The 26,002-nt window shown below is 59.2% G+C and carries 24 protein-coding genes; 8 read left to right on the forward strand and 16 right to left on the reverse strand.

What is annotated here, in order from left to right:
- Positions 1-9 precede the first annotated feature (9 nt).
- The 3 genes from AC2FD8_RS02600 (at position 10) to AC2FD8_RS02610 (ending at position 3,925) form a co-directional block, all read left to right on the forward strand.
- Positions 10-1,041, forward strand: coding sequence for a glycosyltransferase family 4 protein (locus AC2FD8_RS02600; RefSeq protein ID WP_496853445.1), 1,032 nt, complete (start codon positions 10-12; stop codon positions 1,039-1,041).
- A 103-nt stretch (positions 1,042-1,144) separates the two neighbouring features.
- On the forward strand, positions 1,145-2,167 hold the full coding sequence (locus AC2FD8_RS02605) for an aspartate-semialdehyde dehydrogenase (protein ID WP_496853444.1): 1,023 nt from the start codon (positions 1,145-1,147) through the stop codon (positions 2,165-2,167).
- A 126-nt stretch (positions 2,168-2,293) separates the two neighbouring features.
- Positions 2,294-3,925, forward strand: coding sequence for a DUF4139 domain-containing protein (locus AC2FD8_RS02610; protein ID WP_496853443.1), 1,632 nt, complete (start codon positions 2,294-2,296; stop codon positions 3,923-3,925).
- Here AC2FD8_RS02610 and AC2FD8_RS02615 read toward each other — a convergent pair whose 3' ends face one another.
- Together AC2FD8_RS02615 and AC2FD8_RS02620 are read right to left on the reverse strand one after the other, a co-directional pair.
- On the reverse strand, positions 3,926-4,462 hold the full coding sequence (locus tag AC2FD8_RS02615) for an SRPBCC family protein (protein WP_496853442.1): 537 nt from the start codon (positions 4,460-4,462) through the stop codon (positions 3,926-3,928). It lies immediately after the preceding gene.
- An 88-nt stretch (positions 4,463-4,550) separates the two neighbouring features.
- Entirely contained in the window at positions 4,551-5,201 is a 651-nt protein-coding gene (locus tag AC2FD8_RS02620) for a carbonic anhydrase (RefSeq protein WP_496853441.1), read from the reverse strand.
- A 144-nt stretch (positions 5,202-5,345) separates the two neighbouring features.
- Here AC2FD8_RS02620 and AC2FD8_RS02625 point away from each other — a divergent pair, with 144 nt between their 5' ends.
- The 3 genes from AC2FD8_RS02625 (at position 5,346) to AC2FD8_RS02635 (ending at position 7,916) form a co-directional block, all read left to right on the forward strand.
- Positions 5,346-5,735 carry a hypothetical protein gene (locus tag AC2FD8_RS02625; RefSeq protein ID WP_170640975.1) on the forward strand — a complete coding sequence of 130 codons (390 nt, stop codon included), beginning with the start codon at positions 5,346-5,348 and terminating at the stop codon, positions 5,733-5,735.
- A 64-nt stretch (positions 5,736-5,799) separates the two neighbouring features.
- Positions 5,800-7,182: a leucyl aminopeptidase family protein gene (locus AC2FD8_RS02630; protein ID WP_496853440.1), complete on the forward strand. Its 1,383-nt coding sequence runs from the start codon at positions 5,800-5,802 to the stop codon at positions 7,180-7,182.
- A complete protein-coding gene (locus AC2FD8_RS02635) occupies positions 7,179-7,916 on the forward strand; it encodes a C40 family peptidase (protein WP_496853439.1) in 738 nt (245 codons plus the stop codon). The genes AC2FD8_RS02630 and AC2FD8_RS02635 overlap by 4 nt, the downstream gene beginning before the upstream one ends.
- On the opposite strand, the gene AC2FD8_RS02640 is transcribed toward AC2FD8_RS02635, so the two are convergent.
- From AC2FD8_RS02640 to AC2FD8_RS02705, 14 genes are all read right to left on the reverse strand, one after another.
- The gene (locus AC2FD8_RS02640) at positions 7,913-8,263 is read right to left on the reverse strand and encodes a DUF2794 domain-containing protein (RefSeq protein WP_496853994.1); all 351 of its coding nucleotides are present in this window, start codon (positions 8,261-8,263) and stop codon (positions 7,913-7,915) included. The two genes, AC2FD8_RS02635 and AC2FD8_RS02640, sit on opposite strands and share 4 nt — an antisense overlap.
- A gap of 73 nt (positions 8,264-8,336) precedes the next feature.
- Positions 8,337-10,001: an ABC transporter permease gene (locus tag AC2FD8_RS02645; RefSeq protein ID WP_496853438.1), complete on the reverse strand. Its 1,665-nt coding sequence runs from the start codon at positions 9,999-10,001 to the stop codon at positions 8,337-8,339.
- A 115-nt stretch (positions 10,002-10,116) separates the two neighbouring features.
- A complete protein-coding gene (locus AC2FD8_RS02650; protein ID WP_496853993.1) occupies positions 10,117-11,334 on the reverse strand; it encodes a phenylacetate--CoA ligase family protein in 1,218 nt (405 codons plus the stop codon).
- A 19-nt stretch (positions 11,335-11,353) separates the two neighbouring features.
- The gene (locus AC2FD8_RS02655) at positions 11,354-12,187 is read right to left on the reverse strand and encodes an ABC transporter ATP-binding protein (protein WP_496853437.1); all 834 of its coding nucleotides are present in this window, start codon (positions 12,185-12,187) and stop codon (positions 11,354-11,356) included.
- A gap of 66 nt (positions 12,188-12,253) precedes the next feature.
- The gene (locus AC2FD8_RS02660; protein ID WP_496853436.1) at positions 12,254-13,537 is read right to left on the reverse strand and encodes an ABC transporter substrate-binding protein; all 1,284 of its coding nucleotides are present in this window, start codon (positions 13,535-13,537) and stop codon (positions 12,254-12,256) included.
- 74 nt (positions 13,538-13,611) lie between these two features.
- Positions 13,612-14,688, reverse strand: coding sequence for a branched-chain amino acid ABC transporter permease (locus tag AC2FD8_RS02665; RefSeq protein WP_496853435.1), 1,077 nt, complete (start codon positions 14,686-14,688; stop codon positions 13,612-13,614).
- Positions 14,689-14,691: 3 nt separating this feature from the next.
- Entirely contained in the window at positions 14,692-14,949 is a 258-nt protein-coding gene (locus tag AC2FD8_RS02670; RefSeq protein ID WP_171178538.1) for a hypothetical protein, read from the reverse strand.
- A 2-nt stretch (positions 14,950-14,951) separates the two neighbouring features.
- Complete coding sequence (locus AC2FD8_RS02675) at positions 14,952-15,938, reverse strand: branched-chain amino acid ABC transporter permease (protein ID WP_496853434.1); 987 nt, start codon at positions 15,936-15,938, stop codon at positions 14,952-14,954.
- A 29-nt stretch (positions 15,939-15,967) separates the two neighbouring features.
- Positions 15,968-16,786 carry an ABC transporter ATP-binding protein gene (locus tag AC2FD8_RS02680; RefSeq protein ID WP_496853433.1) on the reverse strand — a complete coding sequence of 273 codons (819 nt, stop codon included), beginning with the start codon at positions 16,784-16,786 and terminating at the stop codon, positions 15,968-15,970.
- A 79-nt stretch (positions 16,787-16,865) separates the two neighbouring features.
- A complete protein-coding gene (locus AC2FD8_RS02685) occupies positions 16,866-18,809 on the reverse strand; it encodes an AMP-binding protein (RefSeq protein WP_496853992.1) in 1,944 nt (647 codons plus the stop codon).
- 322 nt (positions 18,810-19,131) lie between these two features.
- Positions 19,132-19,545 carry a hypothetical protein gene (locus AC2FD8_RS02690; protein WP_496853432.1) on the reverse strand — a complete coding sequence of 138 codons (414 nt, stop codon included), beginning with the start codon at positions 19,543-19,545 and terminating at the stop codon, positions 19,132-19,134.
- Between the two features lie 69 nt (positions 19,546-19,614).
- Complete coding sequence (gene mutT, locus AC2FD8_RS02695; protein WP_496853431.1) at positions 19,615-20,013, reverse strand: 8-oxo-dGTP diphosphatase MutT; 399 nt, start codon at positions 20,011-20,013, stop codon at positions 19,615-19,617.
- The gene (argJ, locus tag AC2FD8_RS02700; protein WP_496853430.1) at positions 20,010-21,236 is read right to left on the reverse strand and encodes a bifunctional glutamate N-acetyltransferase/amino-acid acetyltransferase ArgJ; all 1,227 of its coding nucleotides are present in this window, start codon (positions 21,234-21,236) and stop codon (positions 20,010-20,012) included. The genes mutT and argJ overlap by 4 nt, the downstream gene beginning before the upstream one ends.
- A gap of 5 nt (positions 21,237-21,241) precedes the next feature.
- On the reverse strand, positions 21,242-22,090 hold the full coding sequence (locus tag AC2FD8_RS02705) for a peptidylprolyl isomerase (RefSeq protein WP_496853429.1): 849 nt from the start codon (positions 22,088-22,090) through the stop codon (positions 21,242-21,244).
- A gap of 176 nt (positions 22,091-22,266) precedes the next feature.
- Here AC2FD8_RS02705 and secA point away from each other — a divergent pair, with 176 nt between their 5' ends.
- Together secA and AC2FD8_RS02715 are read left to right on the forward strand one after the other, a co-directional pair.
- Entirely contained in the window at positions 22,267-24,984 is a 2,718-nt protein-coding gene (gene secA, locus AC2FD8_RS02710) for a preprotein translocase subunit SecA (RefSeq protein WP_496853428.1), read from the forward strand.
- 100 nt (positions 24,985-25,084) lie between these two features.
- On the forward strand, positions 25,085-25,993 hold the full coding sequence (locus AC2FD8_RS02715; protein ID WP_496853427.1) for a hypothetical protein: 909 nt from the start codon (positions 25,085-25,087) through the stop codon (positions 25,991-25,993).
- Positions 25,994-26,002: the final 9 nt, after the last annotated feature.

The following is a 26,002-nucleotide window of genomic DNA, read 5'->3' on the forward strand; positions in this document are numbered from 1 at the left end:
GAGAGCCCGGTGAAAGACCCCGTCGTCATTGCCCCAAATCTCAAACGCAGGCTTTCGGGCGTGACCGCAACGATTGCGCGGCTGGTCCCCTTGCAGGCACAACGGATCGACATCGCCGCCACCGGGCCGGGGCTGCCCTCTGACATTCCGCATATCCCGCTGGGCCGCCTGCCCTTCCTTTCTCGTCGCACGCTGCGGGTCTGGCACGCGCGCCGCAATACCGAGATGCTGCTGGGTCTGATCCTGCGCAATGTGTTCCGATTGAAGCTGAAACTACTGTTCACTAGCGCTTCGCAGCGGTCGCATACGGGTTATACGAAGTGGCTGGTCGACAAGATGGACGCGGTTGTCGCGACCTCGCGCAAGACCGCGGGCTATCTGGACCGGGACGCACAGGTGATCATGCATGGCATCAACCTGGACGACTTTACCCCGCCCAAGGACAAAGCCGCCCTTCGCGCACAGCTAGGGCTACCAGATGGCCTGCTGCTTGGCTGCTACGGCCGCATCCGCCATCAAAAAGGCACGGACGCGTTCGTCGACGCCATGATTGATCTGTGCGCCCGGTCCCAGGACGTTTCGGGCATCGTCATGGGCCGCGCGACGGAAAAACACACGACTTTTCTGGCCGAATTGAAAGACAAGGTTGCCAAGGCGGGCCTGTCGGACCGTATCCTCTTTATGCCCGAGGTGACGGTCGACCAGATTGCCGAATGGTATCAGGTGCTGGACCTGTTCATCGCCCCCCAACGGTGGGAGGGCTTCGGCCTTACCCCGCTTGAGGCGATGGCCTGCGGCGTGCCCGTCGTTGCAACCGATGTGGGTGCGTTTTCCGAGATTGTGACCGACCCATCCCTGGGCCGGGTGGTGGCCCCCGGTGACATCCCGGCACTGGCCGATGCAGCGGCAGAAATGCTGGAAAATCGTGATTCCCTGTCTCAGGCCGGACAGGCCGCCCGTAGACATGTCGAGCAGAATTTCGATATCCACGGCGAAGCACAGACCCTCGTGGCCCTCTACAAGCACCTGCTGAGCGAGTGAAGCGCCTTAAATCAGCGTCATTCGTCAAAATACATTGCGAAAGCCCTTTTGTCCTGACGGCAACGCGGCTATGAACGCGCGTCCTTAACTTTGGAGACATGAAATGGGCTATCGCGTCGTCGTCGTCGGCGCCACAGGTAATGTGGGCCGCGAAATGCTGAACATCCTGGCGGAACGCCAGTTCCCCGTGGACGAAATTGCCGTGTTGGCAAGCCGTCGTTCGCTGGGTACTGAGGTGACATTTGGCGACAAGACACTCACGACCAAAGACCTGGACACCTTTGATTTCACCGGCTGGGATATGGCCCTGTTCGCCGTGGGCTCTGCCGCGACCAAGGATTATGCGCCCAAGGCCGCTGCGGCGGGCTGCGTGGTGATCGACAACTCGTCGCTCTATCGCTACGACCCCGAGATCCCGTTGATCGTGCCCGAGTGCAATCCGCAGGCGATCCACGACTACAAGAACAAGAACATCATCGCCAACCCCAACTGCTCGACCGCGCAGATGGTCGTCGCGCTGAAGCCGCTGCATGACCGCGCCAAGATCAAACGCGTTGTCGTTTCGACCTACCAGTCGGTATCCGGTGCAGGCAAAGATGGCATGGACGAGCTTTGGGAGCAGACCAAGGCCGTCTACAACCCGATCAACGAGGTTGAGCCGAAGAAGTTCCAGAAGCAGATCGCGTTCAACGTCATCCCTCAGATCGACGTCTTCATGGAAGACGGCTCGACCAAGGAAGAGTGGAAGATGGTTGTCGAGACCAAGAAGATCGTCGATCCGTCGATCAAGGTCACGGCCACCTGCGTCCGCGTGCCTGTGTTCGTCGGCCACTCCGAGGCCGTGAACATCGAGTTCGAGGAATTCCTCGACGAGGATGAAGCCCGCGATATCCTGCGCGAAGCGCCGGGCATCATGGTGATCGACAAGCGTGAGGCCGGCGGCTACGTCTCGCCCACCGAATGCGTCGGCGATTTCGCAACCTTCATCAGCCGTATCCGTCAGGACTCGACCGTCGAAAACGGCATCAACCTGTGGTGCGTCTCGGACAACCTGCGCAAGGGTGCCGCCCTGAACGCAGTCCAGATTGCTGAACTTCTGGGCCGTGAGGTTCTGAAAAAGGGCTGATTTCCGATCAGTCTGATCGTCTTCAGGGGCTGCCTTTTCCGGGCAGCCCTTTTTCTTTGCACTTGCGGAAGACGACCGCGCCTGCAACGCTCACCGGAATACGAACCCGATTTTCTGCGAGCGATTATGAAACCCCTGATTTACCTGCTGGCGCTGGCGCCAACCGCGCTGCATGCCGAAACATTCCTGATCGACACACGGGTCAGCGAAGTCACCGTTTACCCCTCGGGCGCTGAAATCATACGGACTGGATCTTACGACATTCCTGCCGGAACCCATCGTCTTGTCATTCAAGGTATCCCCACAAACGGCAGCAACGCGTTGAAAACGATCCAGATTCTGACCGACGGCCTGGAACAGACGGCCTCGATCTGGCGCTATGACAGCCTGCCGATTCAGGACCGCAAAAGCGACGAAATCCGCGAAGCCGAGGATCGGGTCCAATCCATTCGGGATCAGATGACAGCTGTCCTCGACCAAGCCGCAACGGCGCGTTTGCGCGGTGAGGCCGCACAGCAATCGCTCGTGTTTCTGGGACATCTTGGACAGAATGAGGGGTTGACCGCCGACCCCCAGAACCTGCGCGACATTGCGCGCATGATCGCCGAGGAATCCCTCAGGGCCGAACAGCAGATGCAAGAAGCTGAGATCGAAGCCCGCAAGATCGAACGTCAACTTGAACGATTGGAAACAGACCTTGAAGTCGCGCAAGCCGAACTGGCCGCGCTGATCCCGGAAGCCACCGCGCATATCTACGCCGCCGTTGACGTCAAGGTCACGGAACCCGTGCAGGGTGACGTGATCGTTTCCTATATCGATGCCTACGCGGCAGAGTGGCAACCAGCCTACGCGTTTCATCTGACAACCGAAGAAGAGCCAACCATTCGGATCGACCGCAGTATCCTGATCTCGCAGGACACTGGGGAAAACTGGCGCGATGTTACGATGCATGTCTCAACCATTGCGCCCACGGGCCAGAACGCAGCGTCGTGGTTGTCGACATGGCGCCGTAGCATTCATGAAACGCCACCCGCCACGAAACGCGTACAAAACTTCGCAAGCCTCGCGGAACCGGCTGTCGAAGCACCTGTTGTCTTCGAGGAAACAGTGTCAGGTCTGCCGCAGACATCCTCGGTCACGGGGACGGGTGTGACCTATACTCTACCCGCGCCGATCTCGGTTTCGACCGGTGACGAGGTGACTGATGTCGCACTGGATTCGACCAGCCAAACCGCCGAGATCTTTGCCCTTGGCGTGCCTGCGCGCGATACATCTGCCTACCGAACGGCCCGGTTCACCAACCCGATGGATCAGAAACTGCCGGCCTCGGTCCATGCGCGCTGGTTTGTCGATGGTGTTCTTGTCTCGGCCGGGGAATCAATGGAAATCGGCCCGAGGCAAGAGGTTGAAATGGGCTTTGGACCGATCCATGGCCTGACATTGTCCCGGCAGGTCCTGAACCGCAGCAGTGGCGATGCCGGGATCATCACCCGATCCAATCAGCATATTGAAAAGACCGAAATCCGCGTCGAAAACCTAACGGATCAAAGCTGGCCTCTGCGTCTTCTGGATCGGGTTCCCTATTCCGAGCAGGATGATCTTGAAATCACCTGGAGCGCCCAGCCCCGCCCGCATGAAGAAAGCAAAGACAACAGGCGTGGCATTCTGCAATGGGAGGTGGATCTGGCCCCCACAGAAACCAAAACGATCACGCTGGATCTGGAGTTGAATTGGCCAGAGGGGATGGATCTCAGGTAGTCACCCCTGCCCTTCCACCAACACCTTGAGGTTCATCAGTCCGCGCTCATAATCCGGGCCAAGCCAGCGGTCCATCATCACCCCCATCCAACGAGACATCGGGTTCATACCGAGTTCCGTTTCGAAGCCCCATGTAACTTGCGTCTGATCGCCGTCAGGCTGCAGGAGGAACGCGGCCGAGGCCGTTCCCATCGGACCGAAATCAAGCGCGGTTTGAACACTTTGGTTCTCAACGCTCGCCACGATCTCTTGCGATCCAGTGCCGACCTGCGGGTCGTCAGAGCTCCAGTTCAAAGTATTTCCCACCCCTGACTCTGGCCCGGAATAGGTCAGTTTCGTCGCGGGGTCCCGGTGCAGCCAGGGCGACCAATGCTCGGTCTGTTGCATCGAGTTCACGTAGGGAAAGATCGCCTCGGGCGGGGCGTTGATGGTGATGCTGCGGGACACATCGGCCTTTGAGGGCAGCAGGAACGCAATGCCGACCAGCGCCGGCACAAGAACGATCAGACCAAGAAAAGCACGTTTTATCAATTTCATAATATGCTCCAAAGGGTAAATTCTTTGCCCGGAGTATATCAGAAGAAATCAAATCGACGACCCTGGTGCTTCCCGCGAAACCAGCACGTCAGACCGGAACGAACTTTTTCTGATAGGGATCGAAACACTCCAACCCGCCTGCACCGATATCTGTCCAAAGCCCGTGCAGGCTAAGCGTGTCATTCTTGACCGCCTCGGACACAAACGGGAAGGTCATCAGGTTCTCCAGCGACGCAACGACGGCCTGACGCTCGAACTGGCGGGCCTGTTCGACGCCGTCTTCGATATCCGCGACCTGTTCGAACTTGGGCTTGAGGATATCCATCCAACGGCCAACAAAGCTTTCTTTCGCTTCCAGTTGCGGGGCCTGCCCCTTGCACATGTCGATGCAGCCCTGCACGCCGCCGCATTGCGAATGACCAAGCACGATCAGATGCGCCACTTTCAACGCCGTCACTGCATATTCGATGGCCGCGCTGGTGCCGTGGTGATCCCCGTCCGGGGCGTATGGCGGTACAAGATTGGCAATGTTGCGGTGAATGAAGAACTCACCCTGATCAGCACCGAAGATCGAGGTCACATGAACCCGGCTGTCGCAACAGGAAATGACCATTGCACGGGGGCGCTGCCCCTCGTCGGCCAGACGCCGATACCAGACCTGATTTTCAGAATAGGTCGTCGCTTTCCAGCCGTGATACCGTTTCACCAGATAGGTTGGCAAAGGTTTAGCTATATCCATTTCGGCATTCCCGTCTATCGTTGCGAAGCCTGCTGTAAACCGAATTCAAGAAAAATTCGAGCCATTATCCCAATTCATCGCAAGGTTTTACAAAGGAATTGACAGCAAGGATCAATGCCACGCCGTGGGGGCGCTTAAACTAGGGTGAATGTGGTGGAAAACATACTCAGGCTTGAACACAAGGAAACCGTGCGACTGGATCCGGATCGTCTCAGCGGTCTGTACCGGCAATTGGGCGACAAAAACGCGCTGGACGTGCTGTGCCGCACGGTCGAGGAGCTGGCCGTACGCCTGTCGAATTGCGAACGGCACTGGCGGCAGCGCGATTGGGAAGCATTGCGCAAATGCGCCAAGTCGCTGGTGGCAATCGCCGATCAAATCGGAATGACGGCGTTGGCGCGGGTTGCCGGCGATGTCACCGGTGCCGTGGATGCGGGCGATGCGGTTGCAGCAGGTGCAACGCTGGGGCGGTTGATCCGGGTTGGCGAACGCTCTTTGACCGCGATCTGGGATCAGCAGGACCTTTCGGTTTGACGGGGGTTGCGGGCGGGCCGCAGGCGGATAGTCTGGTCGCATATTCACTCAGCCCGAGACGCCCATGATCCTCAGCTTTGCTCAACCCTCTGACAATTCTGTGCCGCTGCATGTGATGGCGCAACCTGATCTGAACGATTGGCTGGCCGGTCAGTCCGATCACATCCGCAATTGGGTTGCGGCAAACGGGTTCAAGGGCGCACTGGGTCAGGTCTTGACGGTGCCAGACACGGATGGCCATGCCGGTTTCGCGCTGGCAGGTTACGGGACCAAGGGAACGCGCGCGCGCAAGCGGTTCCCTTTGGCCGCTGCGGCGGATGCGCTGCCCGAAGGCTGCTATCACATCAAGGCGGGCGTCCCGGCGGAGCATCTGGAGATGGAGTGTCTGGGCTGGTTGCTGACCGGCTACGCCTTTGATCACTATGCCCCTCAATCCGCCGCCAAGGCGCGTCTGGTTGCTCCTGAGGGGGTTGATGCCGCGCGGTTGGAGGTGCTGGCAAATGCCGAGGCACTGACCCGCGATCTGGTCAACACGCCAGCCTCCGATATGGGGCCGGATCAACTGCAAGCGGCGGCTGAGGCATTGGCGGACGAATTCGGAGCCACCTGCAAAGCGATTACCGGCGACGCGTTGCTGGAGCAGAATTTCCCGATGATCCACACAGTCGGGCGGGCAGCGGCGCAAGCTCCGCGTCTGATCGAGATGAATTGGGGCGCGACCGGACCGACGCTGACGCTTGTCGGCAAGGGTGTGTGTTTCGACACGGGCGGGCTGAACCTGAAACCGGGCGCGTCGATGGGTCTGATGAAAAAGGACATGGGAGGGGCCGCGAATGTGCTGGGCCTTGCCCGGATGATCATGGCGCTAAACCTACCGCTACAACTGCGGGTGCTGATCCCGGCGGTTGAGAATGCGGTGGCTGGCAATGCCTTCCGTCCCGGCGATATCCTGACCTCGCGCAAGAATCTGACAGTCGAGATCAACAACACCGATGCCGAAGGGCGGCTGGTTCTGGCCGATGCGCTGGCGCTGGCGGATGAGGGGAAACCGGACCTCGTGATCTCGATGGCGACCCTGACCGGCGCGGCCCGTGTGGCCGTAGGGCCCGATCTGGCGCCGTTTTACACCGATGACGACCGCGCCGCCGGGGCGCTGAGCAAGGCTGCCGCCCAAGCCGCTGATCCGGTCTGGCGCATGCCCTTCCACACGCCCTATGAGGCAATGATTGAACCCGGCATCGCCGATCTGGACAACGCGCCCTCGGGCGGTTTTGCAGGCTCCATCACCGCAGCTCTGTTCCTGCGCCGCTTTGTTGAAGACAGCAATTACATGCATTTCGACATCTATTCCTGGCAGCCCAGCAAACAACCGGGTCGCAGCAAGGGAGGTTTGGGGCAAGGCCCACGCGCCCTGCTGACCGCACTGCCCGAGATTTTGGGCCTATGACCCAGCTTAGCGTCGTGGAACCCGTCATTGACCTGCTGCGCAGTCCCGATGGCCCGCGTGACCGGCAGTTACTGTTCGGAGACACGGTACAGCTTTCAGAAAAGCTAAACGGGTGGAGCCGTATCAAAGCTGACAAAGACGGCTATGTCGGATGGGTGCGCTCGGCCCAATTGGGGCCGCAGCGGACCCTGACGCACAGAATTGTTGCACCTGCGACGCATGCCTATGAACAAGCGGACATGAAAAGCCGCGATCTGGCCTTGCTAAGTTTTGGCGGCTCGATACACGCCCTTTCCCAAACGGATAGTTTTGTTGAAACTGAGCTGGGGTTCATCCCAAAGGTCCACACGGCCCCGGTTGCCGAATTGAACCGTGATCCTGTCACTGTGGCCGAGTTGTTTCTGGGCACCCCCTATCTGTGGGGCGGTAACAGTCGGTTCGGGATCGACTGCTCGGGGCTGGTTCAAGCGGGGTTGCTGGCGTGCGGAATCGCCTGCCCCGGCGACAGCGGCGATCAGGAAAAGGCCGTTGGCACCGCTCTGCCCGAAGGATCAGAAGCCAGGCGTGGCGATCTGTTGTTTTGGAAAGGGCATGTCGCATGGGTTTCCGGACCGAATATGCTGTTGCATGCCAATGCGCATCACATGGCGGTCGCGTATGAGGCCTTGGATCAGGCCATCACCCGCATTCAGGCGCAGGGTGACGGGCCTGTGACGGCCCATAAAAGGCTCTAATCCGGGGAAACTGAGCGGATCAGCTTACGCTCCAGCACCCTCAGAACCGTGCGTAGGTCTTGGCCGCGTTTCAGGATCTGCCCGTCCATCCCTACCACGGAATACATCCCCTGTTTCTGGCGTAGACGGGGGTGTTTCTCGATCCGGTAGATCGGATGCTCGGCGGTGCGTCGGAAGATCGAGAAAATCGCCATGTCGCGCAGGTTGGAAATTCCGTAGTCGCGCCATTCTCCGGCGGCGACCATCTTACCATAGACGGACAGGATATGGGACATCTCACGCCGGTCGAACGCGACGGGCATCTGGGCCGAGTTTGTAGGGAACCGGCTAGGAGGCTGCATGTTCATACCCCAAGCCTTGCCGGAAATCGCCGCTGAATCAAGCCCGATGCGTAAGCGAGCCACAATTCGTCAACCTGTGTTACCGCCGCCCGACCTGTCGGCAGATCAGGATCACAGGCAGCAACCCAACGGCCAGAATGACCAAGGATGGCACCGCCGCCCCCTCAAGACGCTCGTCCGAGGCCAGCCGGTAGGCCTGCACCGCCAGCGTGTCAAAGTTGAAGGGGCGCATGATCAGGGTTGCGGGCAGTTCCTTCATCACGTCGACAAAGACAATCAACAGCGCGGTCAATAACGAGGGCGTCAGGATCGGCAGATGCACCCGCCTGAGTGTACCCAGAGGCGTCTGTCCCAAGGACCGTGCGGCGGCATCCATATTGGCGTGAACCGTACTCTGCCCGCCTTCATAGGCACTTAGGGCCGCCGCCAGGAACCGCACCATATAGGCGGCCACCAGCAGCCAGATTGAGCCAGTCACCAGCAGGCCCGTCGATACATCAAACGTCGCGCGCATCCATGCATCCAGCGCATTGTCAAAACTGGCGAAAGGCACCAGCAGACCAACCGCGATCACCCCGCCCGGCACCGCATAGCCCAGCCGCGCGATATAGCCCGCGATGGTCGAGGGCCGCCCAGGTCTCAGGCGCTGAAAGAACCCAACGCTGACGGCCGCAGTAACGGTGATGACAGCAGCCGTCCCGGCGAGGATCAGCGAATTCTGAATGAACCCAAGGTAGCGGGGCGACAGCAGGTTCTGCTCAGACTTCAACCCCATCTCGAACAGAACAACCACCGGCAGCAGGAACCCAAAAAACACGGGAATGGCGCAGAGGGCAAAGGCCCCGATCGCGCGCCATCCGGTCAGTTGCGCCGCGGGCAGAGCTGCATGCTGCTTGCCCGCTTGATAGTACTTGGCCTTGCCGCGCCGCGTGCGTTCAGCCACCGCCAGCACAAGCGCGAAGGTCAGCAGGCACAAGGCCAGTTGTGCGGCGCCGGCGCGATCTCCCAGCGAAAACCAACTGGTATAAATGCCGGTGGCGAAGGTCTGGACGCCGAAATACGAGACGGTTCCGAAATCGGCGATGGTCTCCATGATCGCCAGCAGAACGCCCCCGGCAATGGCCGGGCGCGCCATCGGCAGCGAGACCCGCCGAAACGCTAGCCAGGGGCTGTTTCCCAACGCCCGTGCCGCCAGAAATGCGGTGGCGCTTTGCTGCAGAAACGCTGCCCGCGCCAACAGGTAGACATAGGGGTAAAGCACCAGCGTCAGCATCACCGCCGCGCCCTCGGTCGAGCGGATTTCGGGGAACCAGTAGTCGCGCGGCCCCCACCCCGTCATATCGCGCAGCGTGGCCTGCACGATACCAGGATGATCCAGTATGAACGTGTAGGCATAGGCCAGAACGTAGGCCGGGAAGGCCAACGGCAGGACCAGCGCGATTTCCAAAAGGCGCACGCCGGGGAACCGCGTCATCGTCACCAACCACGCGGCTCCGGTCCCGATGCTGAACGTGCCAACAGCCACCAGAACCACCAATATGGCGGTGGTCATCGTGTAGCGGGGCAAAACGGTTTCAGCCAGGTGCGAGATGGTTTCCGTGCCACCGGTCAGCGCCGCCAGAACAACCGCCACCATCGGCAACAGACAGGCCGCCGCCACGATATAGGCAATACCCGCCAACAGCCGCGTGCCACGCACGCCGCGGTTTCGTGATCCATTTTCAGAATATTCGATCTGGGCCATTGTCCGGGCTTGTAGGTGGCGAGGGCGCCCTCTTTCTCGACTAAAACGCTAGGAAACGCCAGTGCCCAGAGCAACAAATCTAGCAACAAATCTGCGGCATCAAACGCCGCAGATATCAGTCATAGACGCGCTGATCCTCGATCACCAGACCATCCTTGGGCAGCGATCCGGGGGCCACAACCTCGATCGCGCCTTTCAGCTTCAGCACTTCGACCACAGATTTCGCATAAGCCGTGTCATCGCCACCAGCGCTTTCGATCTGGACGGTCATCGTGTCCATCTCACCCTGACGGGCCGCGATCACGCGGGCTTTGACGATCTCGGTATGTTTGTCGACCAACGCGGCCACTTGCTCGGGCCGGACGAACATGCCCTTGATCTTGGTGGTCTGATCGGCGCGCCCCATCCACCCCATGATCCGAGCGTTCGTGCGACCACAAGGCGACTGACCCGGCATGATGGCCGACAGATCACCGGTCGCAAACCGGATCAGCGGGTAGTCCGGATTGAGAGAGGTCACCACGACCTCGCCAACCTCACCGGGCGCAACTGGGGTACCAGTGCCGGGGGTGACAATTTCGACAATGACGTGTTCGTCGAGAATCATCCCCTCCATCGCGGCGCTCTCATAGGCGATATTGCCCAGTTCGGCCGTGGCATAGCATTGCAAACAGGCGATCCCACGATCCGCATATTCCTGCCGCAACGAGGGAAACAGCGCCCCGCCACCCACAGCGGCCTTCGAGAAACTCAGCGCAACGCCCATGGCGTCGGCCTTGTCCAGAATGACCTTCAGATAGTCCGGCGTGCCGGCATAGGCCGTGCATCCAACATCCCGGGCGGCAGTCACTTGCAATTCGGTCTGGCCGGTCCCGGCCGGCAGAACAGCCGCACCAACCGCGCGCGCGCCGTTTTCAAAGATCATGCCCGCAGGTGTCAGATGATAGCCAAAGCAATTCTGAACGATATCGCCCATGCCGATACCAGCGGCGTTCAGGAAGCGGCCCATGCGCCACCAATCGTGGTCGGTGCTGCCCGGCTCATAGATCGGGCCGGGTGATTGGAACACATAGTGAAAGTGCCGCGCCGGTTTGACCGTAAAGCCGCCAAAGGGCGGGCGATCCCCTTGCGCGCCGGTCAGGTCCGATTTGCGCAGCACCGGCAGCAGGGGCAGATCTTCGGCCGTTTTCACCGCATTAGTGTCTGTTTCAGCGAAATGCGCCATGAAACCCGGCGCAGACTGTGCCCGTTCCAACTGCGCCCTCAGCGCTGCCGCCTGATCCGAGGCACGCTGATCCGCCGAGCGCGTTTCGAGAGCGTCGAAATAGGTCATCGCCATATCCTCCATCAGATCACAACCACCGCTTGCGGCGACGGTACGAGCGCACATCGCGAAAGCTTTTGCGGCCATCATCCGACATGCCGAGATAGAATTCCTTCACATCCGGGTTTTCGCGCAATTCGGCGGCGGGGCCGTCCATCACCACGCGACCGGATTCCAGAATATATCCGTAGTGCGCAAACCTGAGCGCCACATTGGTGTTCTGTTCGGCCAACAGGAACGAGACGCCCTCTTTCTCGTTCAGGTCTTTGACGATGCCGAAAATCTCTTCGACCAGCTGCGGGGCCAGACCCATCGAGGGTTCGTCCAGCAGGATCGTCTCGGGGCGTGACATCAAAGCCCGGCCCATCGCGACCATTTGTTGTTCCCCGCCCGAGGTATAGCCCGCCTGACTTTTGCGGCGCTCCTTAAGGCGCGGGAAGTAATCATAAACCAGTTCCAGATCACTCTGGATCGCGGCGTTGCCGTCTTTTCGGGTATAGGCCCCGGTCAGCAGGTTTTCCTCGACCGTGAGGTGTTCGAAACAGTGGCGCCCTTCCATCACTTGAATGACGCCTTTTTCAACCAGTACAGCCGGGTCGCTTTCATGCACGCTTTGGCCGCGATACTTGATCGAGCCCTTGGTGACCTCGCCCCGTTCGGAATGCAGCAGGTTCGACACCGCCTTGAGCGTCGTGGTCTTGCCCGCACCATTCCCCCCCAGCAGCGCCGTAATGCCGCCCTTGGGAACCGTCAGGCTGACGCCCTTCAGCACGAGGATCACGTGATTATAGATCACCTCGATATTGTTGACCTCAAGCAGGGTTTCCGCCTGCACATCCGTGGTTTGGGACGCATCCAGCATCAGCGCGTGTCCTCATGCCTTGTATCTGGGTCGGGGCGGCAGCTGCCCGCCGCCCCGAGGGGTTCATCAGTTGCAGCGCGTTTCGATGTTGTTTTCTGCTGCATAGGCGGCGGAGTCTTCCGCGATCAATTGGCCGATCACTTCGGCATCGGTTGGCATGAACTCCTGAATGCTGTTCCAGGTTCCGGCCGACGCGTCCCACTGCACGACGCCAACCAGACCGGGACCACCGTGGTTTTCACAGCTGACCGAGAATTCAGGCCCGAAACCGGCCATGCCCAGACCTTCCATCTTGGCGTTGGTGATCTCAAGCGCTTCCATACCGTCGCGCATCATCGCAGGCGTGATATCGGCAACACCGTGCATCTCCTGCGCGGTCTTGATCGCCTCGGCTGCCAGCATGGCCGCATAGAGGCCGCGGTTATACTGCACCGCACCCAGCTGGTCGCCCGCTCCGGCTGCCTTGCCGCCATCGACGACATATTTGCGCAGGTCATCATAGACCGGGTAGTCATCGCCCAGACCGGTGAAGGTCAACGCTTTGTAACCGTTTGCTTTTTCACCTGCAGGCTGAACGTCAAATTCAGCACCCGACCACCAAACGCCGATGAAGTTCTCCATCGGGAAGCGGATGTTGGCGGCCTCTTGCACGGCGACCTGGTTCATCACGCCCCAGCCCCACATGACCACATAGTCCGGCTTTTCACGACGGATCTGCAGCCACTGCGATTTCTGCTCCTGACCGGGGTGGTCGACCGGCAGAAGGGTCAGATCATAGCCGTGCTTCTCGGACAGCATCTCAAGCGTGCGGATCGGTTCCTTGCCATAGGCCGAGTTGTGGTAGACCAGCGCGATTTTCTTGCCGCTCAGATCTCCGCCATTCTCGCTCAGCAGATAGTTGATCGCGCCCGAGGCTCCGTTCCAATAGTTGGCCGGATAGTTGAACACGTTGCTGAACACCTTGCCATTCGCAGCCGAGGTCCGGCCATAGCCCATCGTGTGCAGCGGGATGCCATCGGCGGTCACTTTGGGGATCAGCTGATAGGTGATCCCGGTGGAAAGCGGCTGATAGACCAACGCGCCTTCGCCCTTGGTAGATTCATAGCATTCCACACCTTTTTCGGTGTTGTAGCCCGTCTCGCATTCGATCACGCGGACCGGCTCGCCGCCAATGCCGCCATCGCGTTCGTTCAGCAGGGTGAAATAGTCGTTATACCCGTCCGAGAACGGAATGCCTCCCGCAGCATATGGCCCTGTGCGATAGCTGAGATCGGGGATGACCAAATCGGCCAGCGCCGGGCCAGTGGCCATCAGCGCGCTCAGCGTCAGGGTTGCCAGTGTCTTGTTCATCGGGTGTCTCCTCCCTTGATTGATCCGATGTTGGGTTCCGGACTTGCCGCCCGTTTTTCCTTTGGGCCTGCCCGCTAGTGCGGGAACGGCCAGAGTCTGAGTTTCTCTTTCGCCACGCGCCACAGCTGCGCCAGCCCATGCGGTTCGAGGATCAGGAACATGATGATCAGCCCCCCCACGATCACGAGGTTCAGATGCGCCACGATATCCGTGGGCCACCCCAGAACATCGACGCCGACCACTTTCAGAACCACCGGCAACAGAACAAGGAAAGCAGCCCCCGCAAAAGACCCGAAGATAGACCCTAATCCGCCGATAATAACCATGAACAGCACCAGGAATGATTTCTGGATGCCAAAGACCTCACCGACTTCGACCGCGCCCAGATAGACCGCAAAGAACAGCGCCCCCGCGATGCCCACAAAGAATGAGCTAACGGCAAAGGCGGTCAGTTTGGCCTTGAGAGGGTTCACGCCGATGATCTCGGCGGCGATGTCCATGTCGCGGATCGCCATCCAGGTCCGACCCGTGGTGCCCCGCGTCAGGTTGCGCGCGAGGATGGCGCAGATGGTCAGGAAGATCAGGCAGAACAGGTAGGTGGCCCAGGCCGGAGCATTTGGGCCGGTGATGATGATACCAAACACATCCCGTTCCGGTGCGTTGATCTGTCCCGAGGCCGAGTAGTTGTAGAACCACGGCACCCGGTTAAACAGCCACACTAGAAAGAACTGCGCCGCCAGCGTTGCCACAGCCAGATAGAAACCTTTGATGCGAAGGCTCGGCAGGCCGAACAAGACACCCACAAAGGCCGTGATACCTCCGGCTAGGATCACGTGGATGAACATGCTGACATCCGGGAAAGCAGTCATCAGCTTGTAGCAGGCATAGGCCCCCACAGCCATGAACCCTCCGGTCCCCAGCGAGACCTGCCCGCAATACCCCACCAGAATGTTCAGCCCGATCGCCGCGATAGCGTAGATCAGGAAAGGCAGCAGCAGCGCGTTGGCCCAATAGTCGTTGATGATGAAGGGAATGATCCCGAACGCCACCGCCAGCACCACATAATAGCGATACCGGTCGAACTTGATCGGGAAAGTCTGGCTGTCAGCAATGTACGAGGTTTTGAAATCCCCGGCCTCACGATAGAACATGTCTTACTTTCCCCATTCTTCCTGCGCCCGGTTCCGGGCCGCGGCGTCCAATTGGTTTGAGCCCTTGGCATATCCACTCGCCTCAGACGCACGGACCAATTTCAGATAGGCCAGAACGCCCATGATCAGACCCGCAAAAGCCAGGATTGCCGCAATGGTCAGCTGGCCTTCGGTCAAATCGTCCGAGGTGAGGGCGATATACCCAAACGCCCAGAAGCCGGCCCAAGCAATAACATTGATGATGGCGATCAGCTTGGTCATCGCTACACCCTCTCGATGATCTTCTCGCCGAACAGGCCCTGCGGTCGGAACACGAGGAAGATCAGCGCCAGCACGTAGGCAAACCAGTTCTCGGTCGCCCCGCCGACCATGGGGCCGATGGCAAACTCGAACAGTTTCTCACCCACGCCGATGATCAGCCCGCCCACAATGGCTCCGGGGATCGAGGTGAACCCTCCCAGCATCAGAACCGGCAGCGCCTTGAGCGCGATCAGCGAAAGCGAGAACTGAACGCCTGATTTGGTGCCCCACATGATCCCCGCAACCAGAGCGACGAACCCGGCCACCGACCAGACCATCACCCAGATGAAGTTCAGCGAAATCCCGACTGACAGCGCCGCCTGGTGGTCATCGGCCACGGCGCGCATCGCCCGGCCCTGTTTGGTGTACTGGCTGAACGCGACCAGCGCTGCCACCAGAAGCGCCGCGATGATCGTCGCCACAATGTCCAGATTGTCGATGAAGAAGCCGTAGTCGAAGATGTTAAAGGTGGTCTCGTCGATCCACAGGTTGATACCCTGCGGCAGACCCACATCCAGCGTCTTGATCTCGGACCCCCACATCAGGTCGGCCACGCCCTCAAGGAAATAGGCCAGACCGATGGTGGCCATGAACAGGATGATCGGTTCCTGCCCGACCAGATGGCGCATGACAAAGCGCTGCACGCACCACGCCAGCAACACCATCACCGCCATGGTCAGAAGGATCGCCAGCAGCGCCGGCACGTTCCAGCCGAAATTATGCACATGAGTACCAAACGTCGCGTTGATCAGATGCGCAAACGGCACCTGTCCGTTCATGATCCCGACCAGCGTCATCGCCGCAAAAAGCGCCATAACCCCTTGGGCGTAATTGAAAATCCCCGAGGCTTTGTAGATAAGCACAAAGCCCAGCGCGACCAGCGCATAAAGCACCCCGGCCATCAGGCCGTTGAGGATGACCTCCATCGCAAATACGAGTTGTTCAGGCATTGGTGCCTCCCCAATTTACTACCCCGATGTCAGTCATGGCTGACCCCCAGATAGGCGTCGATGACCTCTTGGTTGTTGCGCACCTCGTCGGGCGTGCCGTCACCAATTTTCTTGCCGTAATCCATCACCACGACCCGGTCGCTCAGATCCATCACCACGCCCATGTCGTGCTCGATCAGTGCGATGGTGGTGCCAAATTCGTCATTCACGTCGAGGATGAAGCGGCTCATGTCCTCTTTCTCTTCAACATTCATGCCCGCCATGGGTTCATCGAGCAGCAGTAGCTTCGGCTCTGCCGCCAAAGCGCGCGCCAGTTCCACTCGCTTTTTCAACCCGTAAGGCAGGCGCGACACCGGCGTCTTGCGGATGTGCTGGATCTCGAGGAAGTCGATGATCCTCTCAACCGCTTCACGATTCTCAGTCTCTTCCGCCTCGGCCTTCCCCTTCCACCACGCCTGTTGAAGGATATTGGTCTTCATAAAGCTCAGGCGCCCGGTCATGACGTTGTCCAGAACGCTCATGCCTTCGAACAGGGCGATGTTCTGGAAGGTCCGCGCGATCCCCTGCTGTGCCACCTCAAACGGTCGCATCGGAGGACGCTTGGCGCCGTGGAACCAGACCTCACCCTCCTGCGGGACATAAAACCCCGAGATCACATTCAGCATCGAGGACTTGCCCGCCCCGTTCGGCCCGATAATGGCGCGAATCTCACCCTCGCGGATATCGAACGAGATATCCTTGATCGCCACCACGCCGCCAAAACGCAGGGTGATGTTTTTCATCTCCATCACCACGCCGCCGATCTTGCGGCCGTCTTCGGTGACATATCCTTCGGAATTATCCAGCATCAGCCTCTCCCAGACTTACGCAAAAACGGGACGGCGGGCGGGGCGATGACCGCAGGTCGAGCGGCGCTCGAACGGCCCATCATTCCGCCGCGACCTTGTGCTGCGCGACCGACACAACCGGCGCATCAACGATCTCAAGCGTCGCAGAAATCGACCCTTTGCGACCATCCTCATAGGTCACTTCGGTTGTCGTCGAGACACTCTCGGACCCGTCATAAAGCGCCGCGATAATGTCATGGAATTTGTCCTCGACGAAACCGCGCCGCACCTTGCGGGTCCGGGTCATCTCGCCATCATCAGCATCCAGTTCCTTGTGCAGAACCACAAAGCGATGCACCTGACAGCCCGACAGCATTTCATCCGCCGCAACCGACTTGTTCACCTCTTCCACATGGGCCTTGATCGTCTCTAACACACGGGGATGACCCGCCAGTTCCTGATAGGACGCATAAGCCACATTGTTGCGTTCCGCCCAGTTCCCGACCGCCGTCAGATCGATATTGATGAAGGCCACGCAGCGATCCTTGCCGTTGCCGAACAATACGACCTCAAGAATATCGGGATAGAACTTCAGCTTGTTCTCAACATATTTCGGCGCGAACATCGACCCGTCGGCCATCTTGCCCACGTCCTTGGCGCGGTCGATGATCCGCAGATGGCCGCTGCTTTCCTCGATGAATCCGGCGTCGCCGGTGGCGACCCAGCCTTCGGCATCCTTGGTCGAGGCAGTGGAATCGGGGTTGTTATAGTACTCAACGAACACACCGGGCGAGCGATAGTAGATCTCACCGTTGTCGCCGATCTTAAGCTCGACATCCGGGGCCGGAACACCAACCGTATCGGCGCGTACCTCGCCATCCGGCTGGACGGTGATGAACACGGTCGCCTCGGTCTGACCATAAAGCTGTTTCAGGTTGATCCCCAGCGAGCGGTAGAAATCAAAAATTTCCGGGCCGATGGCCTCACCCGCCGTATAGCCGACACGGAAGCGGCCATAGCCGAGTGTATCCTTGAGCGGGCCATAGACCAGCAGATTGCCCAGCGCGTATTTCAACTTGTCACCAAAGCCTACCGGCTTGCCGTCCAGCAACAAGCCACCAACCTTCTTGGCATGCGCCATGAAGTGATGGAACATACGCTGCTTCAGCTTGCCCGCATCCTCCATCCGGATCATCACATTGGTCAGCTGCGTCTCGAACACGCGCGGCGGAGCAAAGAAATAAGTCGGCCCGATCTCGCGCAGGTCCGTCATCATCGTGTCCGGGCTTTCCGGGCAATTCACGCAGAAGCCGCACCAATAGGCCTGACCGATGGAAAAGATGAAATCACCCACCCAGGCCATCGGCAGGTAAGACAGGATGTCTTCATTCCGGGTCAGATGGTCAAACTCAGCCGAGTTCTTGGCGCTTTCAATGACATTCCGGTTCGACAACACCACGCCTTTGGGCTTGCCCGTCGTGCCCGATGTATAGAGCATCACGCATGTATCGTCATAGGTGATCGCCGCGATACGCTTGTCCAGTTCGGTATCGAACCGTGCGTGACCGGCACTGCCTTCGGCCATGATGTCCTCAAGCGCGTTCATCTGCGAATGGTCATATTTCCGCATCCCGCGCTTGTCAGTATAGAGGATGTGTTTGACCTGATGCAGGTTCTCCTGAATCTCGACGACCTTGTCGACCTGCTCCTGATCACCGCAGACGACATATTTCGCGCCGCAATGTTCCAGCACATACGCCATCTCTTCCGCGACCGAGTCCTGATACAGAGGCACCGGTACCGCGCCCACCATCTGAGCGGCCACCATCGACCAGTAATGCGCCGGACGATTGCGGCCTATGACGGCAATGTGGTCGCCCGGTTCAACACCGATTTCCAGAAACCCAAGCGCGATGGCGCGGATTTCATCGGCGACCTCGGCCCAGGACCAGCATTGCCAGATCCCGAATTCCTTTTCGCGGTAAGCCGGAGCATCCCCGAACTGAGCAACATTGCGGTGTAACAGCGCCGGCAGGGACTGCATCCCTTCAGCGCCCGACTGCGTCTGAGCCAATCTTTCTCTCCTCCCCACCCGACCCCTCCCCGAGGTCGGAAATGGCGGGTCCGGGATGGTGCCCGAACGCCAATGCCCCGATTAGGGACAGGCGAAGGATCAGCGTCAAGTTTTGCCTGATGTTTTCTCAATTCTTACGAATTGTAACAGGGCTGGAGGGGAATCTTTTGAGTTTTACAAGATCTACAAGCTCATTCCTCATGCGAGCGTGAAATTAATCAGTACCTCAACTCCATTGGCTAGAATCAGATCTCGGCAACAACTGCTTATGCGAGCAGGAGCTGAGGTCCCTTCATCTTAGAAACTGAATTGTATTGAAGCCTGCCTGCTCATCAACCATCACCATGACAGCATTGGCATCTTCGCAAAAAATGGGGTCGACGCTTGGAACAACTATGCGGATTTGCCCGCTCCCTCTGGAGATATCATCCTCCGACAGGAGTTGCGACTGGTCATCAAAGATTGCCACTCTAACCGAGCCTTCGGGCACACTTGATTGGTCAATTTGGATCAGCAATTCGGGCCTATCACTACCGCTTTGAAACTTGGGGTCCTGATAGGGACCCAAAACGCAAATGGAGTGCGCGTTGTTTGGTAGAATTTCCGATGCCGATACGGGTGTCTTCGAGGAAATCGCGGCCTCAGCTTTCTCGGGAAGGAAAATCTTTTGCTCTCCAACCCAAAAACTGAATATTCCTACCGCCAACGCTCCTAGGCACGTAGCTGCGACAAGGATTCCTAAAAGCCTATTCGGCATGCCGTCGACTACCTCAAACTACAACCAATCCCGTAAAATCGGAATCAGCGGCACGTCCGCCGCAGGCATCGGATAGTTCCGCAGATCATTCGCCCGAACCCATTTCAGCGCCTGCCCTTCCTTGGACTGCGGGATACCCTCCCACTTGCGGCAGGCAAACAGCGGCATCAGCAGGTGGAAATCGTCATAGCTGTGGCTGGCGAAGGTCAGCGGCGCGAGGCAGGAGGTCCAGGTGTTGATGCCCAGCTCCTCCTCCAATTCGCGGATCAGGGCGGCTTCCGGGGTTTCGCCGGGTTCGATCTTGCCGCCGGGGAACTCCCACAGACCGGCCATGGATTTACCCTCGGGGCGTTGGGCCAGCAGCACGCGCCCCTCGATGTCGATCAGGGCGACAGCAGACACTAATAAGGTCTTCACGAGCGATAATCCGCGTTGATCTCGATATAGCCATGGGTCAGATCACAGGTCCAAACGGTAGAGTGGCCCTCGCCCAGCCCCAGATCGACGGCGATCACGAGGTCCTGACCTTTCATGTATTCAGCGGCGGCGTCTTCGCTGTAATCGGGGCTGACCCAGCCTTTTTCCGCAACCAGAATATCGCCGAAGGAAATGCTCAGCAGGTCGCGGTCGGCGGCAGCGCCCGATTTGCCTATGGCCATGACGACGCGGCCCCAGTTGGGGTCTTCACCTGCGATGGCGGTTTTCACCAGAGGGGAGTTCGCAATCGCCAACCCATGCACCTTGGCATCTGCGTCCGAGGCGGCTCCGGTCACGCGGATTTCCACGAATTTCGTCGCCCCTTCGCCATCGCGCACAACCTGTTGCGCCAGATCCAGCATCACGGTTTCCAGCGCTTCGGAAAATGCGGCGTTTCCGGTGGCATCGACACCCGAGGCTCCGGTGGCGCAGAGCAAAAGGCTGTCCGAGGTCGAGGTATCGCTATCGACGGTGATGCAGTTAAACGTCCGGTCGGTCTGCGCACCCAGCATGGATTGAAGCGCGGATTGGTCGACCACGGCATCCGTGAAAATGTAGACCAGCATCGTCGCCATATCCGGCGCGATCATACCCGATCCCTTGGCAATCCCTGCAATAGAGACTGTTTTGCCGTCAACCTCGACCTGTGCCGAGGCCCCTTTCGGGAAGGTATCGGTGGTCATGATCGCCCGCGCCGCGTCCTCGATCGCGTGGCGGCTGAGGCCGGATTTCAGCGCCTCAAGCTGCGAGACGATGCGATCATGCGGCAGCGGCTCTCCGATCACGCCCGTGGATGAGGTAAAGACACGTTCAACCGGCACGCCGGTCGCCTTGGCAACCGCTTGTGTCACCTCGGCAACCGAGTTTTGGCCGTAATGGCCGGTGAACGCATTGGCATTGCCCGAGTTCACCAAAATCGCCGCTGGCCCATCGCTGGCGCCGCCGATCTTGTCCTGACAATCCAGCACAGGGGCTGCGCGTGTGGCCGAGCGGGTAAACACCCCGGCCACGGACGTGCCGGGATCGAGAACCGCCAACATGACGTCAGTCCGGCCTGTATAGCGCACACCTGCCTCGACGGTTGCAAAACGCACCCCGTCAATTGCGGGCAGGTCGGGGAAACCGGCAGGGGCCAGTGGCGAGGTTTTGGTGATCGTGGCCACGGGGTTTACTCCTGAATAACGTCCAACTGGCGAATGACTTCAGGACCAACCCCTTCAAGCGCGGCGCGTTCGATCTGAGCCTGTTGGGTCAGCTCATCAATACGGGCCTGAATAGCCTCTTGCTGAATGGTCTGAGCCAGCTCTTCGCGCACGACCTCAAGCGCGGGGGCTTCGGATTTGCGCTTGTCGTTCAGGATCACCAGGTGCCAGCCGAACTGCGTTTGCACCGGCTCGGAAATCTGACCTTTTTCAAGACCCAGCACCGCGCTTTCAAATTCAGGCACCATCTGGCCCTTGCCAAACCAACCCAGCGCGCCGCCGTTGGGACCGGACGGCCCGGTCGAATGCTCACGCGCCATCTCGGCAAAATCTGCACCGTCATCCAGTTGCGCCTTGAGGGCTTTGGCCTCGTCCTCGGATTCAACCAGAATATGGCTGGCGTCAAACTCGTCTTCACCTTCAAATTCCGCAAACTGCGCGTCATAGGCCGCTTGTACGGCCTCATCCGTCACAACATCGTTGGTCAGGGCGCTAACGGTCTGCACCGCCAGCAGAGAGCGTGTCTCATTGTCCAGCGTCAGGGCATTTTGCCGGGTCAGCTCTTCCTGCTGCTGGCCCAGCAGTTGCTGCTGGATCAGCTGTTCAAGCACGAAGTCATACAGCACATCATCCTCGATCTGCTGGTATTGCTGCGGCAATGTCGCGACGGTGGCGACAACGTGACCCAGTGTGATCTCGTCCCCATTAACCGTGGCCAGAACGGTGCCTGCATCAGGCTTGGTTTCGGCGGCCAACGGCAGCGCCATCACAGCGGTCAAAGCCAGCGATGGCAGAAAAGTGAGGCCTTTGGGCATGGAATCATCCTATTTCTTTGCCGCGACAGGGCGCAGCGTTGACACTTCAGAACCTGCCGCTTACATCGCTTTGAAGCCTTGGACAGGGCCGCCTTTCACCCCCCGTATCTATGGGTTGCGCGCAAGGTGGGCAAGCCTGTCGCAACCAAGACAAGAACAGATCCGCTGGAGTGAACATGCTGGGACTCGGAACGCTCGCCAAAAAGGTGTTCGGAACACCGAACGACCGCAAGATCAAGGCGACCCGCCCCCTGATCGAAAAGATCAACGCGATGGAGCCCGAGTTCGAAAAACTCTCTGACGAGGGTCTGATCGAAAAGACCGCCGAACTGCGCAAACGTGCGCTGGATGGCGAAAGCCTGGATGACCTGCTGCCCGAAGCCTTTGCCAACGTGCGCGAAGGTGCCAAGCGCGCGCTGGGTTTGCGGGCCTTTGATGTGCAGCTGATGGGCGGCACCTTCCTGCATCAGGGCAATATCTCGGAAATGAAGACGGGTGAGGGCAAGACGCTGGTTGCCACCTTCCCCGCCTATCTGAACGCACTGACCGGCAAGGGCGTGCATGTTGTCACGGTCAACGAATACCTCGCCAAACGCGATGCCGAGTGGATGAGCAAAGTGTTCGGCGCCCTTGGCATGACCACCGGCGTGATCTGGTCAGGCCAGCCCGATGCCGAAAAGAAAGCTGCTTATGCCTGTGACGTAACCTACGCCACGAATAACGAGCTTGGCTTCGACTATCTGCGCGACAACATGAAGGCCGATATGGCCGACATCTATCAGAAACACCACAATTTCGCGATTGTGGATGAGGTCGACTCGATCCTGATTGATGAGGCGCGGACACCGCTGATCATCTCGGGGCCGGCGCAGGACCGTTCGGATCTGTATTCTGCCATCGATGCGCTGATCCCAAGCCTGAGTGACGATCACTATTCGCTGGACGAGAAATCCCGCAACGTGACCTTCACCGATGAAGGCAACGAGTTTCTGGAACAGCAGCTGATCGCGGCAGGCCTGATCCCCGAAGGGCATTCGCTATATGATCCCGAAAGCACCACCGTGGTGCATCACGTCAATCAGGGCCTGCGTGCGCATAAACTGTTCCAGCGCGACAAGGACTATATCGTGCGTGACGGCAATGTGGTTCTGATCGACGAATTCACCGGCCGCATGATGCCGGGCCGGCGCCTGTCGGAGGGTCTGCACCAAGCCATTGAAGCGAAAGAAAACGTCCAGATTCAGCCCGAGAACGTGACGCTGGCAAGCGTGACCTTCCAGAACTATTTCCGCCTTTATGACAAGCTGGGTGGAATGACCGGGACCGCGCTGACCGAGGCGGAAGAGTTTCAGGAAATCTACGGTCTGGGCGTGGTCGAAGTCCCCACCAACCGCCCGATTGCCCGACTGGACGAAGACGATCAGGTCTACCGCACCGCGATGGAGAAATACGGCGCGATTATCTCTGAGGCGAAGAAGGCCCAGGAAAAGGGCCAACCGGTTCTGATCGGCACCACTTCGATTGAGAAATCGGAAGTTCTCAGCCAGATGCTGAGTCAGGAAAAGATCGAACACAACGTTCTGAACGCCCGCCAGCACGAACAAGAGGCCCAGATCGTGGCCGATGCGGGCCGCTATGGTGCGGTCACCATCGCTACCAACATGGCCGGTCGTGGTACCGACATTCAGCTGGGCGGCAACGTCGAGATGAAGGTCCTGCAGGCGCTGGCCGAAAACCCCGAGGCCGACCCAGCCGAACTGCGCGCCGCAGAAGAGGCCAAACACGCCGAGGAAAAACAAAAGGTTCTGAATGCGGGTGGTCTGTATGTCATGGCCTCGGAACGCCACGAAAGCCGCCGCATCGACAACCAGTTGCGCGGCCGCTCGGGCCGTCAGGGTGATCCGGGTCGTACGGTGTTCTATCTGAGCCTCGAAGACGACCTTATGCGCATCTTCGGCTCGGAACGTCTGGACAAGGTACTGACCACACTGGGCATGAAAGAGGGCGAAGCCATCGTTCACCCCTGGGTCAACAAATCGCTGGAACGCGCGCAGTCCAAGGTCGAAGGCCGCAACTTTGACATGCGCAAGAACGTTCTGAAATTCGACGACGTGATGAACGATCAGCGTAAGGTGATCTTCAGCCAGCGGCGTGAGATCATGTCAGCCGACGACCTGTCCGAGATCGTCTCGGACATGCGTGAACAGGTGATCGACGATCTGATCGACGAATACATGCCGCCAAAATCCTATGCAGATCAGTGGGATACCGATGGGCTGCACGAGGCGATCAAGGAAAAGCTGACCATCGACGCCCCCGTACAGGACTGGGCCGCCGAGGAAGGCGTAGATGACGAACAGGTGCGTGAGCGTCTGGTCAAGGCCGCCGATGAGATGATGGCGCAAAAGGCGGTCGCCTTCGGCCCCGAGAACATGCGCAACATCGAAAAGCAGGTCCTCCTGCAGACCATCGATGGCAAATGGCGCGAGCATCTGCTGACGCTTGAACATCTGCGCTCGGTCGTGGGGTTCCGGGGCTACGCCCAGCGCGATCCGCTGAACGAGTATAAGAACGAAAGCTTTCAGCTGTTCGAAGGCATGCTGGACAGTTTGCGCGAAACCGTGACTCAGCAATTGTCGCGCGTGCGCCCGCTGACCGAAGAAGAACAGCGCGAGATGTTGGCGCAAATGGCGGCCCAGCAAGCGCAAGCTCAGCAGGCTGTTGATCAGGCCGCAGGTGCCGCCGAAGCCAAGGCCGAGGCCGCCGCGTCCGGCGATGCACTGCCGGGATTTGACGAGAACGATCCGTCGACTTGGGGCAACCCTTCGCGCAATGATCCCTGCCCCTGCGGGTCCGGCAAAAAGTTCAAACACTGCCATGGCAGATTGACCTAACGTCAACAAATATCAGTCACATTCGCTCCGCTTCGCGGCCACAAATTGGCCGCGATTGTTGACGAGAGTGCGACTCGCTCCTTCAACTGGGGAGGGTGTTTTGTTCGTTGTAAGAAACTATGTGACCATGTGCGGCACAGTCGCCTGTGCCCTTGGTATTGGCTACCTGATGCAAAACGGTGCGCCTGCGCAGCCAAATGGCGCGCAAGAACCCTTTGCTATGGCCTCTGTCGCGGATCAGGCCTCGGTCATTGCCGGGCTTGAGCGTATCGTGCAAACCTCTTCCTCTGCCGAGACCCCCTCTCAGCCGATCCAGCGCCCCGCGCCTGAAGCAGTCCAGAAACACACCAATTGCAATATCAGCGCACGTGCCACCGCCCAGGCTGGTGCGAATGCGCGACTGCGGATCAAGGCCCCCTGCCGCAGCAACGAACGTGTTGAAATTCACCACAGCGGTCTGACGCTGACACAGCAAACCGACGAAAACGGCGCTTTGGACCTGACCATTCCGGCCCTGTCCGAATACGCCATTTTCCTGATCTCGTTCGAGGATCAAACCGGCACGGTCGCCACCACTCACATCATGGACATCGACCAGTTCGACCGGGTCGCTTTGCAATGGCAGGGTCAGACCGATCTGCAAATCCACGCGCTAGAGTTCGGCGCAAGCTATGGTGAACCGGGGCATATCTCGGCTGATGGCGCAACGCAGGGCGCGGGTTCAGTGGTCCATCTGGGCAGCGCGGGCTTTCATGACGCGCAAAACATCCAGATTTATTCGTTCCCTGCCGCGCGTTCGGAACAATCGGGCTCGGTCGCTTTGACGGTTGAGACCGAGGTGACCGAGGCCAATTGCGGGCGCGATCTGAACGTCCAGTCACTGGAGTTGCGCAGTGATCGCCGGCTGCGGTCGCGCGATCTGATCCTGACGATGCCCATGTGTACCCAAGTCGGTGAGTTTCTGGTGTTGAATAATCTGTTCCAAGACCTGACAATCGCGGCAAATTAAACCGCAGGC

The sequence above is a fragment of the Ruegeria sp. YTSC192 genome (assembly GCF_059609705.1).